Origin of the sequence: Acetobacter thailandicus, assembly GCF_011516655.1 — a bacterium.
GTDB classification, from domain to species: Bacteria; Pseudomonadota; Alphaproteobacteria; order Acetobacterales; family Acetobacteraceae; genus Acetobacter; species Acetobacter thailandicus.
In genome coordinates this window covers 166,475-183,436 of record NZ_WOSV01000004.1, presented here as the reverse complement: position 1 = coordinate 183,436, position 16,962 = coordinate 166,475, and the positions used below count along the sequence as shown (strand labels likewise).

Annotated in this window: 12 protein-coding genes; 3 read left to right on the top strand and 9 right to left on the bottom strand. The window is 49.5% G+C overall.

Features of this window, described 5'->3' with window-relative positions; translation table 11 throughout:
- Window positions 1-3 precede the first annotated feature (3 nt).
- From GOB58_RS07685 to GOB58_RS07665, 5 genes are all read right to left on the bottom strand, one after another.
- Window positions 4-2,010 (bottom strand): potassium transporter Kup, encoded by a 2,007-nt coding sequence (locus GOB58_RS07685; RefSeq protein WP_086636366.1) that lies wholly within the window; start codon window positions 2,008-2,010, stop codon window positions 4-6.
- 104 nt (window positions 2,011-2,114) lie between these two features.
- Window positions 2,115-2,798 (bottom strand): YggS family pyridoxal phosphate-dependent enzyme, encoded by a 684-nt coding sequence (locus tag GOB58_RS07680; RefSeq protein ID WP_173559814.1) that lies wholly within the window; start codon window positions 2,796-2,798, stop codon window positions 2,115-2,117.
- Window positions 2,795-3,832: an NAD(P)H-quinone oxidoreductase gene (locus GOB58_RS07675; RefSeq protein ID WP_407651752.1), complete on the bottom strand. Its 1,038-nt coding sequence runs from the start codon at window positions 3,830-3,832 to the stop codon at window positions 2,795-2,797. Before GOB58_RS07675 ends, GOB58_RS07680 begins: the two co-directional genes overlap by 4 nt.
- A 10-nt stretch (window positions 3,833-3,842) precedes the next feature.
- Entirely contained in the window at window positions 3,843-4,886 is a 1,044-nt protein-coding gene (locus GOB58_RS07670; protein WP_173559813.1) for an ornithine cyclodeaminase, read from the bottom strand.
- 222 nt (window positions 4,887-5,108) lie between these two features.
- Window positions 5,109-6,389: an oligogalacturonate lyase family protein gene (locus GOB58_RS07665; RefSeq protein ID WP_173559841.1), complete on the bottom strand. Its 1,281-nt coding sequence runs from the start codon at window positions 6,387-6,389 to the stop codon at window positions 5,109-5,111.
- Window positions 6,390-6,535: 146 nt separating this feature from the next.
- Here GOB58_RS07665 and GOB58_RS07660 point away from each other — a divergent pair, with 146 nt between their 5' ends.
- From GOB58_RS07660 to GOB58_RS07650, 3 genes are read left to right on the top strand one after another with little or no spacing between them, the layout of a single operon-like run.
- Window positions 6,536-8,821, top strand: coding sequence for a TonB-dependent receptor (locus tag GOB58_RS07660; protein ID WP_173559812.1), 2,286 nt, complete (start codon window positions 6,536-6,538; stop codon window positions 8,819-8,821).
- 48 nt (window positions 8,822-8,869) lie between these two features.
- Window positions 8,870-11,590: an exo-rhamnogalacturonan lyase family protein gene (locus GOB58_RS07655; RefSeq protein ID WP_173559811.1), complete on the top strand. Its 2,721-nt coding sequence runs from the start codon at window positions 8,870-8,872 to the stop codon at window positions 11,588-11,590.
- Window positions 11,577-12,278 carry a DUF6250 domain-containing protein gene (locus GOB58_RS07650; RefSeq protein WP_173559810.1) on the top strand — a complete coding sequence of 234 codons (702 nt, stop codon included), beginning with the start codon at window positions 11,577-11,579 and terminating at the stop codon, window positions 12,276-12,278. Before GOB58_RS07655 ends, GOB58_RS07650 begins: the two co-directional genes overlap by 14 nt.
- 98 nt (window positions 12,279-12,376) lie before the next feature.
- On the opposite strand, the gene GOB58_RS07645 is transcribed toward GOB58_RS07650, so the two are convergent.
- From GOB58_RS07645 to GOB58_RS07630, 4 genes are read right to left on the bottom strand one after another with little or no spacing between them, the layout of a single operon-like run.
- Window positions 12,377-13,123: an ABC transporter ATP-binding protein gene (locus GOB58_RS07645; RefSeq protein WP_173559809.1), complete on the bottom strand. Its 747-nt coding sequence runs from the start codon at window positions 13,121-13,123 to the stop codon at window positions 12,377-12,379.
- Window positions 13,123-14,127 carry a FecCD family ABC transporter permease gene (locus GOB58_RS07640; protein WP_173559808.1) on the bottom strand — a complete coding sequence of 335 codons (1,005 nt, stop codon included), beginning with the start codon at window positions 14,125-14,127 and terminating at the stop codon, window positions 13,123-13,125. Before GOB58_RS07640 ends, GOB58_RS07645 begins: the two co-directional genes overlap by 1 nt.
- A complete protein-coding gene (locus GOB58_RS07635; RefSeq protein WP_173559807.1) occupies window positions 14,124-14,969 on the bottom strand; it encodes an ABC transporter substrate-binding protein in 846 nt (281 codons plus the stop codon). Before GOB58_RS07635 ends, GOB58_RS07640 begins: the two co-directional genes overlap by 4 nt.
- Window positions 14,969-16,957, bottom strand: a complete 1,989-nt coding sequence (locus tag GOB58_RS07630) for a TonB-dependent receptor plug domain-containing protein (protein WP_322973247.1) — start codon at window positions 16,955-16,957, stop codon at window positions 14,969-14,971. Before GOB58_RS07630 ends, GOB58_RS07635 begins: the two co-directional genes overlap by 1 nt.
- Window positions 16,958-16,962: the final 5 nt, after the last annotated feature.

Genomic DNA, 16,962 nt, shown 5'->3' with positions numbered 1-16,962 from the left:
GGATCAGATCGCCACTTTCACACTCAGCTGCACAGCACGGTCAGGCGGAATGCGGAAGAATTCCATGCTGGATGTTGAGTTACGTGCCATGAACATAAAGAGCCACATTCTCCACCGCGAGAGACGTGAAACTGGCGAACGGGTAATCATCTCGCGTGAGGTGAAGTAAGAGGCCTGCAGCGCATCAAAATCCACACCATTTGCTTTGAGGTTTTCAAGAGCGCGCGGAATATTGGGCATTTCCATAAAGCCATAGCGCAGAATAACACGATAAATATCGGGGGCCAGCTGCTCGACAGAAACACGATGGCCTCTTTCAGCTTCAGGCTGATCAAGGTTCTGCACCGTCACAAACATTACATGGTCATGCAAAATTTTATTATGACGCAGATTATGCAACAGGCACGGAGGTACAATATCAGGCGTACCCGTCATAAATACTGCCATACCCGGCACACGGATGATGCGCGACTGTGGCAGCCTGGCGATGAAGGAGCCCATGGGCAGGCTGTCCTGACGTTGCCTGCCTATGACCAGACTGCGGCCTTTTTTCCAGGTCGTCATCATCAGGGTCAGTACACAGCCAAGCAGGACCGGCACCCAGCCGCCATCAGGAATTTTAAGCGCATTGGCTGAAAAGAAGGTCGTATCCAGCACCATGAAGCTGCCAAAGACAACAGCCACCCGCCAGGCAGGCCAGTTGAAATGATAACGAAAGACAACAATCGCCAGCAATGTGGTGCAGATAAACGTACCTGTAACAGCGATGCCATAAGCTGAAGCGAGACGGTCTGAACTCTGAAAAGCCAAAACCAGCAGCACCGCACCAACAGCCAGAAAACGGTTAAAGTCGGGCAGATAAATCTGCCCTTCCTCTTCAGCATTCGTATGCGTGATACGCAGCCGCGGCATGTACCCTAGCTGAATCAGCTGGCGACAGACCGAAAAACCACCTGAAATACCAGCCTGACTGGCAATAACGGTGGCCAGTGTGGAGAGAACAATCATAAAACCCTGCATCCACCCCGGGCAGAGCAGGAAGAAGGGATTAGCCAGAGATTTAGGACTTTCAATAATAAGTGCCGCCTGGCCAAAATAGTTCAGCACCAGCATAGGCAGCACAAAAAACAACCAGGCATAACGAATAGGCGCCCGACCAAAATGCCCCATATCGGCATAAAGAGCCTCAGCCCCGGTGACACAGAGCACGACAGAGCCAAGCGCCAGAAATGAGAGCCTGCCGTGGTAGAACACGAATTCAACTGCATAAACAGGCGAGAGAGCCATGAGAATGGCAGGATGATGAAGAATTTTAAGCAAACCCATCACACCAATTGTGCCAAACCAGAGGAGCATAACCGGCCCGAAAATTGTTCCTACCTTGCCGGTACCGATATACTGCACACTAAACAGGCTGATAATAACAATCACAGCGATCGGAATAACCAGATCATGCGCTGCGGGCACACTGACTTCGATACCTTCGACCGCCGATAAAACAGAAATAGCCGGAGTAATAATACCATCGCCAAAAAACAGGCAGGCTCCGACAACACCAACCAGTGCGAGCGCTGTACGAAGCTTTGGTTTTGAAATGACACGCTGCGCCAGAGAGGAGATGGCCAGAATACCACCTTCTCCGTTATGGTCAGCGCGCATAATCAGCATGACATATTTCAGGGTTACGATGAGGATCAGTGTCCAGAAGATCAGACTGGCGACCCCCATCACCTCCCACGCGGCCACCTGATGATGACCCGAAATAACCTGCACGGTAGACCGAAAGGCATAAAGCGGGCTTGTACCAATATCACCATAAACAACGCCAAGCACAGACAGGAGGGCCGCAAAGCCAACCGGAGCTGCTACGTGCTGAGGTTCATCACCGGCAAATTCAGTAATATGCCGGGGCCCGGGAGGGGCTGACTGATCGTGCAGTGGCGCTGCATCGACTGACGTAGCGCCGTCAGAGGCACCATGATCAGATGAAGGGCTGGCTGGGTCGGTCATGTCAGTTTACACTCCGTATGCATGTACTTACGGGCAAGAGGTTCAGGAGCGCCTGCATAAAGGCACTTGCAGGCAAAGAGCAAGTCATTCGTGTTTTTTCTTCATCAGGGTATAGTTGGTCTGGGCCCGAAAATGGCCGTACCTACCCGCACATGTGTTGCACCCTGAGCAATCGCCTGGGGGTAGTCAGCTGACATACCCATAGAAAGAACAGGCAGTCCATGATGCAAGGCCATACTGCGAAGCAGCTGAAAATGCAAAGTCGGATCTTCATCCGCCGGGGGAATACACATCAGCCCGCACAGTTTCTCTCCGAAGCGTTTTTGACAAAGCCTGATGAAATCATCGGCCTGATCGCGGGCTATACCAAATTTTTGTGGCTCGTTACCCGTATTTACCTCAATCAGCAGCTCTGGCATACGGCCACAGGCATCAGCAGCTTTTGCCAGAGCATCAGCCAGGGCAGGACGATCAAGGCTTTCAATCCTGTCAGCCAGCTGCACAGCATCCCGGGCTTTGTTAGTCTGCAACCCACCGATGAGATGCAGCTTTATGTCAGGACTGAGTTCCCGTAATGCCGGGAATTTTGCAGATGCCTCCTGCACACGATTTTCGCCAAATATACGCTGACCAGCAGCAATAGCTTCAGCAATACTACTGGCGGGATGAAATTTGGAAACAGCAACAAGCTCAACATCCTCCGGGTTTCGACCGGCTTTATGTGCAGCTGCGGCAATTTCAGAGCGCACCCGCTCAAGACGTTGTGCCAGCAGAGAAGATGTTGTCATGACTGAGGAGACTCTTCTGTTGTCAGAATAATCTTACCTGAATGATTACCGCTCTCCATTTCCTCATGCGCCTGCGCTGCCTGCGATAGCGGTAAAATAGTATGGATCAGAGGCGTTATTTCACCCGACGCCAGAAGTGGCCAGGCATGCTGCTGCAATTGCTGAGCGATCTGTGCTTTTGCCTCAGGGCTTCGTTTACGCAGGGCGCTGCCGGTAATGGTCAAACGCTGTGTCATAATACGGGTCAGGTCAGCATCCGGTGCTTTAGAGCCACTCTGAAGAGCAATGATAACCAGACGACCATCCGTTGAGAGACTGCGCAGGTTACGCTCAAGGTAGCCGCCACCCACCATATCAAGGATAATATTGACGCCTTTTTTGTCTGTTAACTCACGAAGACGTTCAGCAAAATCTTCTTCACGGTAATTAATGGCTATGGCACCAAGCTTTTCACATAAAGCACATTTTTCAGCTGTACCGGCTGTGACATAAGGGATGCCACCAAAAGATCTGACCAGCTGAATAGCCGCTGTGCCAATGCCACTGCTGCCACCATGAATGAGCACACGTGCCCCTGGGGCAGGAAATGCCGGCATAAACAGATTAGACCAGACCGTAAAAAACGTTTCAGGCAGAGCTGCGGCCTCAACCGCATTAAAACCATCAGGCCAGGGCAAAGACTGGGCTGCAGGCACAAGTGCATACTCTGCATAGCCGCCACCATTTGTCAGAGCACATACCCGTGCACCGACTTCAAGCATAGTCTGACCAGGCAGAGGCTCACCGCAGGCGGCGACAATACCGGCCACCTCAAGCCCCAGACCAGGATGTGCACCAGGTGGTGGCGGATACAGCCCTTTGCGTTGCATAACATCAGGCCGGTTTACACCGCAGGCCAGGACGCGCACCAGAATGTCACCCGGCCCGGGTTGTGGCACGGACAGAGTTTCAAAACGAATTGCGTCTGGTCCGCCCGGGGCCGGCACTGTTGCAGCCACCATTGTTGCGGGCACAGGAGGGTGAGACAAAGACATAGGCTACATCCTATTCAAAAGAGCACTCTTCATCCGGTACAGAACTGTTAAGAAGCCCGAAGAGATTACGAGGGTCTTCAGGATTTGCCAGAAGATCGAGAGTTTTACAAAAAGAAGTACCGCTCACTTTATCGCGCAGATAGCGCAGAGCGGAAAAATCCTCCGTCGCGAAACCAACAGAATCAAAAATGGTAATATCACGCGCGCTGCGACGACCTTTTTTGTTACCAGCTATAATCTCCCATAGCTCGGTAACCTGAAAGTCTTCGGGCATTTGTTGCAGTTCGCCTTCAAGCCGTGTCTGTTCAGTATATTCCACAAAGACTCTACCTCGCGTCAGAATATCAGCCTGCAGTTCGGTTTTACCGGGGCAGTCTCCGCCAACAGCATTAATATGCACACCAGCGCCGATCATATTATCAGACAGGATAGTCGCCATTTGTTTATCTGCTGTAATGGTCGTTATGATATCAGCGCCCTCAACCGCCTCCTGACTACTGGCAGCGATTGTGATACTCAGGCCGCTGTTTTTCATATTGTCACAGAACTTCTGTGTGGCATCGGGGTCTGTGTCATATATACGTACAGTATCTATACCCAGCAGGGTTTTAAATGCAGTCGCCTGAAATTCTGACTGAGCACCCGCACCAATGATAGCCAGCACACGACTGTCAGCACGGGCCAGATAACGTGCTGCAACAGCAGAGGTTGCCGCTGTTCGCAAAGCTGTCAGAAGTGTCATTTCAGACAAAATAAGCGGATAGCCGGTTCTGACGTCAGAGAGCATACCAAAGGCGATAACGGTCTGAAGCCCGTCACGGGTGTTGCCGGGATGTCCGTTAACATATTTGAAGCTATAGAGAGCATCATCGCTGGTGGGCATAAGTTCAATGGCACCATGCTCGGAATGGCTGGCAAGGCGCGGCCTCTTATCAAAAGCCGGCCATCGACGAAAATCATCCTCGATATACTCAGCAAGCTCTCTGAGAACAGTTTCGATACCCTGCAGGCGAATGAGCCGTATAAGGTCGTGAACGCCAACATACTGCACCATGTTGCCTCCTGTTGCCCTGCATCATTTCGTGTCACAGAAACGCTACCATAGAAAAAAGGAGTTTTATACTTCCATACAAGGCTCTGAGCCCGTCAGTATACTCAGCTGCACCAGCCACTTTGGATAAACAGAAAACAACCGGAGGGCGTTTATGCTAAGCTTACGCCCTCCCCGCTAAATATCAGGTGGTTACCTCTGCGCTCTCCACCGGTGGAAATTTTTTCAGTCAGCACCTTCATTATGTTTTTTTACTTCAACAGCAAAAACATAAGTCGGCCCGAACATATCAGAACGGAAAATAACGTACCGGTTATCCGGAGTGAAACTAACATTAGGCTCAAGATGGTAATTATGATGTGCCATATTCACCAGATGTTCAGCCACGAAATAACCAGGACGAATAAGGTTTTTCCCCAGCGTATGATCATCTTTTACCAGTTTCGGATGGAACAGATAAATCCACTTTGCATCAGGTGCATTACTGCCATCTCCGGCAAACAGTTTACCGTCAGAGGACAAATTAAAATGGATTGAAGCCTGCTGCGGCTCATAGTGGAACCATGTTCTGCTTCCATTCTCAACATTATACCCCGCAACAAACGAATTAACACCTAATGGCATATGCAGGTCATACCAGATGTTTTTACCGCTTTTGTCCCACCACTGATGGCCACTGCCCTCCATTTGCATAATACGTGGATCGATATGGGTATTTTCTGAACCATCAGTGCGAATAGTCCAGAGCTTATCAACCTGCTGCCAGGCACCCTGATGGGCATACATCAAAAGGGTCGGATCAGAGGGTGAAAACTGCAAATGATCTATCCAGTCCGTACTGGCAAAAACGGGTTTAATCTGACCATTATGCAAATCGACAGTAAAAATAATCATTGGCAACTTTGCAGCAAACCGTCTGGCCATTTTCTCTTTCTTATTTAATGGCTCTGCAACCGTATTTTTATGTGCGATCTGCCCTGCCTGGCGCCCGTTATAGTCTTCTCCGTCACCAACGATATAGCTGCCGGCTCCCAGCGTTTCATCAGCATTAATTGAAAAAACACCCGACCGGCGTGGCAGATCTGCAATTTTCTGCTGTTTGCCTGTATTAATGTCCGCTTTCCACAAAGAGGCATACTGCGGATCATTCTCTTTCCCCTTAAAATAATAAACAACGGGGGATTTATGACCAACAACAACAGCACCCGGCCCACCACCAACCGGCCCTTTGACCAGAGGTCTGGCCTTTAGACTAGTGAGATCAATCACACCTATACCACGATCAGGCGTGGTATAAATCATCTGCTTCCCATCAGGTGTGTACGTATTGATATTAAAATAAAGACTCGATGAGCCAGGATCATCTGTCACGCGGATAACACGGTGCCCTGTATCAGGGTCTACCCATGATTTTGGTGGAGTTTTCTCGTCTGCACAGGCCAGTGCCGGCAGCAGGAGAAAGGGCACCCCCCCTCTGAGAATACGCAAAAAATATGAAGAGAACATCACTCTGACTTTCATTTAACACTAAAATTTATCGTATATTTTTTATAAAATAACATCATCTAAAGTTTATTTAACTATAATGTACATAAATATCGTGGAATCAGATGATTTAGGAATTTTAATGACAATTTTGTGGTGGTTTTTTTATGTTGCGAAAAGGGATAGTTATTAATTTTGTACTGACAACCGCTTTGCTCAGCACAAATTCATGGGCTGAAAGCGCTCAGCCCGGGCAACCATTACGGCATAAAAACGCCAGTAAATTCCATAAAAGAGAAGCACAGAAAGAATCTCTTGAGGTTATTGGCAACAAGGTACGCAAAGATCCTCAGCGCGCGACATCCTCTTCTTACCATTTTTCAGGAAAAGAGCTGGTTAGCCAGAGAATTAACACACTTGAAGACCTTCAGCAGCTTGCACCAAGCCTGAATATTGATGCGGCTGACCCTTTTAACAGCAGTATTTCTATACGCGGCATGGGTGATGGCGGTGGTCAGACAGGCGGTGAGACAAACGTCGGTATGCCCAGCAGTGTCGGGCTGTTTCTTGACGGTGTTTACCTGAGCCGTCCGTCAATGATGTCACACGGGTTTAACGACCTGGAATCAATAGACGTATATAACGGAGCCACACAGGGGACTTTATACCCCGCCAACGTCACGGCTGGCGTCATTGATATTAAAACGCGTATGCCCTCTGCCACACCGCGCAATGAAGCTTTATTCTCCTACGGTAGCTACGGGTATATGCAGGCCTCAGCTTTAACATCAGGCAGAATTCTGAAAAATTTATTTGGCAGCATCAGCTATAACCATACAGCACAGGGCGGTTTTATTAAAAATGTTCGCTATGGCAACAACGTCAACGGGTATCATGGCGATAGTGTCAGAGTGCAGCTTACTTACAGACCGGGTAAAAGATTCCACTTCAGACTGATCGCAGATTACAGTGCTGAACGGGAAACTCCGACACCGGTTTTTTATAAAAGCATTACTGTCGATGGGAAAAACGAATTCCAGGATATGTCATCCAAATTTGGCAACCATATCGTTACTGGCCGCAAAACTGATATTGACTACCAGAACTATGACACAACGCAGCAATTTGGTGTTTCACCTCAGCTGAGCTGGCGTTTTGCAGGAGGGTGGAAGTTCTCATCCATAAGCTCGTTCCGCTATTTTGATACAAACCCGGTTATGGCCGACCCATACAGCATTAATGTCTATTATAATTCGGGCACGAATGTACGTGACCGGACATGGTATGAAAACCTTCGTTTTGACTCCCCTCAATGGAAGACTATTAACTTTGCTGCGGGCTTTGCCTACTCGGGTGAAAGTCTGAATACTAATGCCATTACACGATACAGCGCTGACAGTGCTGGTGCATGGTATGGTAATAAACTGTATAACGGCCTGGATGTTTATCGCTACGGCTCACTCCGCGATGATTATTATTCGTTTTATGCGCAGGCTACGGCACATCCGATTAAAAAAGTCACAATGAAATTTGGCTTTCGTGAAGGTATCGACGATAAAAGCGGTACGTTCCGCCGGTTAAACAAAAGCCCGTTTTACTCTGGTGTGCTAAGCAAAACGACAGCCTTACCCTCAGCAATGGTCAATATTGATTATGACCCTGACAGCCTGACAAAATTTTACGTTGCACTTGCCTATGGCATGAAAGCCGGTGCGCTGAATATTTCATCCGGCTCAGCCGGAAAAGCAGGCTTTGGCAGCCTGTATATCAAACCTGAAACAACTGAAAGTATTGAAGTCGGTCTTCACAAAGAAATTCCGGTTGCCCGGCTTGATTTCAAAATTGATTATTTTAATGCTCTGGTTAAGAATTTTCAGACCCAGGGGTACGACCCGACAACACAGCAGACCTATTTAACCAATGCGGGTGACTACAGGTCGCGCGGGGTTGAATATACTATGAACTGGCACCCCCTTAAAGGGCTGATGATTACACCCAACATTTTGTATAATGACACAAAATATCTGACATACGACAATGCCAGGTGCATGCCCGAGGTTTCGATGCAAAGTCAGCCTCCGAAATCATGCAGTCTGAACGGCAAACCTGTATTCAGGGCACCTAAACTCTCATTGAGTGTGCTTGGGCGGTATGACTATACCCTCAATGATACATCCTCAGTGTACGCCACAGTGCGTTACTCTTATCGCACAGCAACATTTGCAACGGTTGATGACTCTCCCTCAGCCAAGATACCGGCTTACGGCCTGCTGAATTTTTCTCTTGGGTACAAAATTAAGGTGCATAATACGGCTATCGATACCTCTGTATGGGTAAATAATGTTCTGAACAAAACATATTATCGCAGCCTGCGTGAGGGGGATTATGGCTCTGTATTCGGCTGGCTGGGTACACCGCGCATCATCGGTGGCACGGTAAGTGTGCATTTCTGAAAAACCAGGCAGCTCATTTTCTATTCTTATAAGACGGAGACAGGTACGTTGCCACATTTAGGAAGGCGCCATTTCCTTAAACTCTCAACCGCAACCAGCAGCTTATTTTTCACCGCAGCAACGCAGGCACAAGGCTCAGCAGAGCACAAATCTGCTACGACACAGATAAACTGGCTTGACGGTCCGCCATCAGGAAATGTCTTTCAGGGCACAACGTTTGGCGTCGCCTGGCCACAGGGTGCTTTACGTGCACCAGCGCGCTTTTCGCTGGGCACCTCAGATGCCGGAACGCAGCAGGTACAGTCATGGATCACCGCATGGTGGCCGGACGGATCTGTCAAATGGAGTGCTCATGCAGTTTCTCCAACTGCACATTCTGACCTGGCGGCATATACCCGGCTTCATGCTGTACCTGCCCGACACTCAGAAACCAGAACGGAAACCATTGCGCAAAAGACGGATGATCAGATCTCTGTCAACACAGGGAAACTCCAGGCCAGTTTTTCAAAAGGGCAGTCTTTTCTATCCCTCTCGTTTCCACGCCAGGCACAGGTGCAGGCCATCACTCTGCTGGAACAAAGCACACAACAGGGAGAGATAACACAAACCAGAACCTTCCCGTGCCATGGCGACGTTCACACACTTGAAATTGAAGGTAACGGGCCTGACCGGGCTGTTATCCGCATAGAAGGTAAACATAGCGGACCAGATCATACACAGGTTATTCCGTTTATTTTTCGTTTCTATTTTTATAAAAATAGCGGTGCAATTCGCGTTATACACTCAATCATTCATGATATTGACCCCAAAAAATATGAAGTGCGTGGTCTGGGGCTGAATATTTCCTCTCAGTTTCATGGTGAAGCCTATAACCGGCACATTCGTTTTGTAAGTGCTGATGGCGGTGTCTTCGCTGAAGCATTGCAACCTCTGACCGGCTTACGCCGCGACCCGGGCAGCAATATACGTTCCGCACAAACACAGGGCCAGGCTGTGCCACCTGAGGCAGAATGGTCTCCTAAAGTCTCTGGTGCTATCGGGTATGTCCCTGTTTATGGTGATTATACACTTACCCAGGCAACGTGTGATGGCTTTTCACTCAAAAAACGAATTACAAAACATGACGCCTGGATCAATGCTTTTTCCGGACAAAGAGCTTCTGGCACTGTTTTTCTTGGCGACGTATCGGGGGGTGTCGTGCTCGGCATCAGAAATTTCTGGCAGAGCTACCCGGCAGCACTCTCTGTAGAAAACGGAGGAGAGAATAATGCACAACTCACAGCATGGCTCTGGGCACCAGATGCAGAGCCCATGCAGATGGCATCTTATCAGACCCCCGAAAATCAGAACGATTATACCACGCAGCGGCAGGCTCTCGATATCACTTATGAGGATTATGAACCCGGTTTTTCCTCCTCTTACGGTGTTGGCCGAACCAGCGAAATCGTTATAGAATTTACTGACCATACACCCGACAACACCAGCCTGGTGGCTATCGCTCAGCGCATTTCATCTCCACCACAATTAAGGCAGTCTTTGTCTGACCTGTTCACATCACGTGCGACCCATGCTTTCTGGAGCCCCGAACACCCGCAGAGTGTAAATTCAAAAGTAAACCAGGCTCTTGATACACTTTTTACATTTTACCGTAATCAGATTGAGCAAAGACGCTGGTATGGCTTCTGGAACTACGGTGACATTATGCACACCTATGATGCCGACAGGCATACATGGCGTTATGACATTGGCGGGTTTGCATGGGATAACGGTGAACTAAGCTCTGTTATGTGGTTCTGGGCATACCACCTGCACAAAGGCAATGCGGAAAGCTTTCGTCAGGCTGAAGCCATGACACGACATATTACAGAAGTTGATGTCTACCATATCGGAAAATTCGCCCCCTTAGGTTCGCGTCATAACGTGCAGCACTGGGGAGACAGCGCCAAACAACTGCGTATCTCCAGCGTTGCAAATGCAAAAATCTATTATTTCCTGACTGCGGATGAGCGTACCGGTGAGTTACTGCATGTACAGGTTAACGCTGTTAACCGCCTGCAGGATATTGTCCCCGGACGCAAAACTGGCGGGGCAGCGGCCATCAAGGCACAGCCTCATCATGCAACGGTCTCCTTTGGTACAGACTGGGGGGCCATTGCCGCCGCCTGGCTGCTGGAGTGGGAACGTACAGGTGATGAGCCATGGAAAAACAAACTACTGGCCTCTATGACCAGCATTGCAGCCCAGCCTCATGGTTTTTTTACCGGACTGGGTGTGATGGACCTGCATACAGGTGAGTTTGCTCAGGATCGCACAGGGGCTCTTTCTGTTTCACATCTGAGCGCCATGTTCGGACTGCCAGAAACATGCAGCGAGCTGATTATGCTCTTACCGCAGCCTGATTTTAAAAATGCCTGGCTGGATTACTGCACACTCTATCTGGCTGACGCACAAAACCAGAAAAACAAACTGGGGCAGGCACTGCATCACTTAAACCTCAGGCAGGCACATGCCCGCCTGTTGGCCTACGCAGGCTACACTCTCAGAGACACCGCTTTGTGCAGGCAGGCGTGGCGTATTTTTGCACAGGGTGATGCAGGGCTTTTACTCAGTGACTTTCAGATAAACCATCTCTCACCGCCGGCAGTGCCTGAAGCAGTTGATGAAGCACCACATATTTCAACAAATGCCGCAGCTCAGTGGGGGCTGGGGGCAACAGGTCTGATGGCACTTGCCCCGCAGGAGGAGAACATTTTTTATGAAACGCTCTAGACGTGTTTATACACCCGGGCACTACGTTTTATGTCTTGCTCTCAGTGCGGCCTCTCCGGTTTTATCAAAAGCCGGGACAAAAGCCGAAAACACTTTAACTATACAGGATAATCAGAACCATATCTGGCGCTTTGAAGCTGAGAAAACTCTGCCTGTCACCCCTGCTTCACAGGCAGAAATTATTCCTGATGGAGTAAAAATCGTAGCACAGCGGGGTGTCACACTCTGGTTCGAACACCCGCTAAAAGGTAACTATACCCTTACATTCGATCGGAAAATTTTGAAGCCGGAAGGAGCACTACGCGTTTCAGATATGAATATCTTCTGGAACGCACATGAAAAAAATGGCGCACTTCCTCATGTGCGCAACGGCACACTCTCTGCCTATAACTCTCTTGTTCTCGAATATGCAGGTATTGGCGGCAATAATAATACAACCACACGCTTCAGGCATTATGACGGCTCAGGCGCACGCATCCTGTTACAGGAAAGTACTGCCCCGGCTGATATGCTGAAACCGGACCATGTTTATCACACTGTTATAAGTGTTCATAACGGTGTGACGACTTTGTTCCTTGATGGTAAAAAAATCTTTTCAGCACCAGTCAATGCTGCATCCCCAGGGTATTTTGGTATCCGCACCGTAGGTTCTCAGCAGGAAATCACACATTTTTCTCTTTCTGCATAATGATCCCGCAATAGTGTATCGCTGATATAACTGCGGCATACTATTACGAAAAATCCCTTTATGATACTTAACCTATAAAAATACTGGCAGCTATGGGGTCACACACGATTCCATGGCACAAGCCCGGTTCCGATTTTACGCGTGGTGACACCATAAACATTCTGCACGAGAGTGTCCGTCAGGTCTGCCGGTGGCAAAGAGGCCTGCACTTTACCATCAGATATCAGCACCAGATTATCGCAAAAACGCGTTGCCATGAGCAGATCATGAATAACAAGCACAACACACCTGCCTGCTTCAGCCTGACTACGCAATATCTGCATAACAGAAAGCGCATGAGCGGGGTCAAGAGCCGCCATCACCTCATCTGCCAGTATAATTTCCGCTTCTGTAGCAAGCGCGCGTGCGAGCATTAATCTCGCCTTCTCTCCCCCTGAAAGCTGATCAGCCCGACGTTGCGCCAGGTCTGCCAGACCAGTAGCTTTCAAAGCATTTTCAACAGCATAATGCTTTATAGCCCGGCTACCAGTCTCACCATAAGGTAAACGCCCCAGTGAAATGATTTCACATACCGGGATAGCTGGAAGAGGCGGATTATCCTGCGGAATATAAGCCAGTTGTCGCGCCAGCTGCGCTGTCGTTAAAGACTGTATATCATGCCCGTCGAGTGTTATTTTCCCCGCACAGGCTGGCACAAGGCCGGCTGTAACTTTCAGAAGCGTACTTTTACCGGCTCCGTTCGGGCCGAGTAAGCCTGTAACACACCCTTTGTCAAACTGTGCAGAAACCGCATCCAGTAACGTACGTCCTCCGGCCTGGCAGGAAAGGTGATGCACTTCGAGCATTAAAACTGCCCCTGTTTTCTGAACTGAAGCACTCTGTAAAAAAAGACAGGTGCACCAATAAGTGCGGTTATAACGCCAATTTGTATGTCTTTATGACCTGAAACTACACGCACAATGAGGTCTGAAAGCAAAAGCAGAGCGGCCCCGCCCAAAAAAGAAGGCAAGAGCAGACGAGACGGCCTGTACCCCACAACTACCCTGAGCAGATGAGGTACAACCAGCCCGACAAAACCAATAGCGCCTGACACAGCCACACAGGAACCAACAGCCAGAGCCGTGCCCACGACAAGACGTAACTGCACCCCCTTCAGGCCACGCAGATGAAAGCCCATTGTCTGAGCAACATCCTCCCCCAGTGTCAGCGCGTCCAGAGCACGCCCTGATAACATCATCACAATGCATCCTCCTGCTACACCGGGCAGTGCCAGCAATACATCAGACATGGTCCGGTCTGTCAGAGAGCCCATCAGCCAGCGCATAATTTCAAACGAAGCATAAGGGCTTGGCACGAGGTTCAGCACAAGTGCCGTTAAAGCCGCAGTAAAACTGCTCAGAGCAGCGCCAGCCAGTAAGAGCACCAGAGCAGTGCCCCGCCCCACCAGAAGAAGCAGCATAGCGACAGCAAGAAAGGCCCCGATAAGCCCACCGGCGGGCAGCAGAGCTGAGCCCATCACACTAAGCCCCGTGTAAAATACACAAACAGCACCAAGTGCCGCCCCGCCCGAAACCCCCAGCAACCCCGGGTCGGCCAGCGGGTTACGCAAATACCCCTGTAATACGGCACCTGAAAGGCCCAGTGTACCACCAACCATAATGCCCAGAATGACCCGTGGCAGACGCAGCCCCCCCAGAATAACGGAGCCGGCTGTATGCTGACCGGCAAGCCATTCATGCAATGCCTGCATAAAAGAAAAACCGTGCTCTCCCCATAGCAGAGAGGTCATAACCAGCAGGCATATACTCATACATAACAGGCTGTTGAGTAGAACCTCGCGCTTCGTCATGGGGCCTCCGTTTTATTCTCTGCCAGTGCTGCACGGGCACGACGCAGAACAGCTACTGCCTCAAGCGTTTGTGGCAAACCACATAACCAGAGAGAGGCAGGAACATTCACATGATGCACCCCGGGAAAAAACTCCGTCAGAACCGGGTTATCCAGCATAGCCTGAGCAAGAGAGTGCCCCTGTCCTGAGCGGTCAAGAATAAGCAGGTCAGGGCGCCAGGCCAGCAGCGTTTCAAGCGGAATACGTCCCCCTGCAGGCAAAGCAGCACGCACAGCAAGATTCTGGAAACCTGAATATTTCAAAACATCATTTTGCAAGGAAGCACCACCGGCAACCAGACCATTAGCTTCATAAACAGCCGCAATCGGGTTAACACCTGTCGTCAGATCACTCATACCTCTGAGACGCTTTTCAAAAGCAGCAATAAAAGCCTCCCCCCGCTCCGGATGGCCCACAGCCTGAGCTACGCGCCGGATCTGCCCGGGGATGTCAGACAAACGGCGCGCCGGTGGCAGTATGACTATATGAGCACCAACCTCACGCGCTGCCATCACTGCAGTACGGGCTGTGTATTGCCCTGCAAGAACAATATCAGGATGCACAGACAGAATATTTTCAGCATCGGCTGCAAATATAACGTGTGGCAACCCCTCATGACACAGCACAGAAGCAGAACAGTCGCGCACAAGAGGAGAAAGGGCAACGATCTCCTCTTTATCAGCGAGCATCAGGGCAAGCTGGTCAGTACATAAATTAAGTGAGGCAATACGCGGGGCAGCCTGACCATGACCAGCCAGAACCCCACAATACACTATGCCTATCAAAGGAATTAACCAGCGCATCAGTAGCTCAGTGTTACGCCTCCATAACCTGCCCGCCCGGGCTGAAGATAGCCTATCGGTTCTTCATACTGCCTGTTGAGCAGATTATCAGCACGGGCAAAGACTGTAACAAAACGATTAATTTTATAACTGGCAGCAAGATCAACTGTGAAATATCCATGCCCCTTACCACAGGTGCTGCAAACCTCAGAACCAATAACCGGCAGGTCACGCCAGCCGCTGACATAAAGAATATTGCCAGATAACGTGAGATCTTTCACCGGGTTCCATGAAGTATTAAAATTCAGCTTATGCTGTGGCCTGCGTTGCAAAGGCAGATGATTTGTCAGATCACGGGCATGTGTCCAGGTATAAGTCAGATTGAAATCGAGGGTCTTTATGGGTTTCCACTCAGCAAATGCCTCCACCCCATACATACGGGCACGGGAGACGTTGCCATAGGAATACTGATAATACGAATAGCCTGAAGAGTTATCTATCGACAATGTTGACTGGATAAGGTTTTTAACCTTGTTATCATACCATGTTGCACCGAAATGCAGCTTATCGTGCAGCAGTTTTTGTTCAACACCGGCATCATAGCCAATCAGACGCTCTGCCCGCAGGTCAGGATTACCTTTTTGCGAATAGCTGGATCCGGTCTGATTAAAAAAGAGCTGATAAAGTGTAGGGCCATGAAAACCTGACCCTGCACTTGCCTTAATAATTGTGCCTGTATGTGGAATATGAACAGAAGGCGCCACACGCCAGGTGACATAATGGCCATAACGCGAATTGCTGTCATAACGCACGTTGGCAGCACCATAGAGAATTTTGTTCCAGTTACCTTCATACTGTGCATAGCCTGCAGTTGTATCCATACTCGCCTGTGTATGATAGCCGGTGTCATAAGCGCTGCCTGCAGTATGACTGGTATCAAACGTGTCATGAAAATGCTCAGCACCAATCAGCACTGTGCCATATTTTTTAAAGTTAAATGTACCATGCCAGTCAATTTTCAGCCGGTCTGACCGGTAATAAATGGGCCCGGTAGCATACAGCCCTGTCTGGTTCCAGCGATTACGAATGGCCATATAACCAAGGCCGATGACCTGATCAAAAAAACCATCAAATGACACAAGATGAGCGGTCCCGCGCACAATTGCTTCATTTGTATTATTACGCTCACGCACATGCCCCCCGCCTTCGTTTTCACTCTGAAGGTCATACAGGGAATAGGTGTGATAATTGCTCTGAATCAGACGGGTTGTCAGGCCAAGGTCAAAATTTCTGGTTACGTCATAGCCCAGACGAATATTCGTGCCCCGGTTATCATTGCGGTTGCCGGTGTGGCGTTGCGCACGTGTGGCACCATAATAGCGGTCAATATAATGCGGAATGCTGCGAAACCCATCCATACGATAATGATTAAGCGTCACATTATAATGGAAACGCCCCTTACTGCCACGTAACCCGATAACCTGATTAAATGTGCCATATGAGCCGCCTTCAAGACGTAAAAAAGGTTTAAAACGCCCCTCGCCACGGGCTGTCGTAATATCGATTACCCCTGCCATAGCATCTGCACCATAGAGGCCACTTTGCGGACCACGCAGAACTTCAATACGCCCTATACCATCAGTCATAAACTGAGCAGCATCGAACATGCCACTGGCAGAACTGCCATCATTAATATCCATTCCATCAAGGCGCACTTTTACTTCATTGGCATTCGTACCACGCATAAAAATTGACGTTGTGCCCCCTGCTCCGCCGGTGCGAACAAGGTTTAACCCTGGTTCACGGGCTAACAGATCTGGTAAAGAGCGACGTTGCTGTTTTAAAATCTGCTGCTCTGTAATGATTGTCATGGCAGTACCGATTTCATCACGCCTGACGGGCCTGCGGGCTGCACTCACAGTAATCTGTTCAGGATTACGTGACAGCATCTCTTCCTCTGACGTCAGGCTTGTCTCTGCCTGCTGTGGCTGTTCAGCTGCCCGAACCATACATC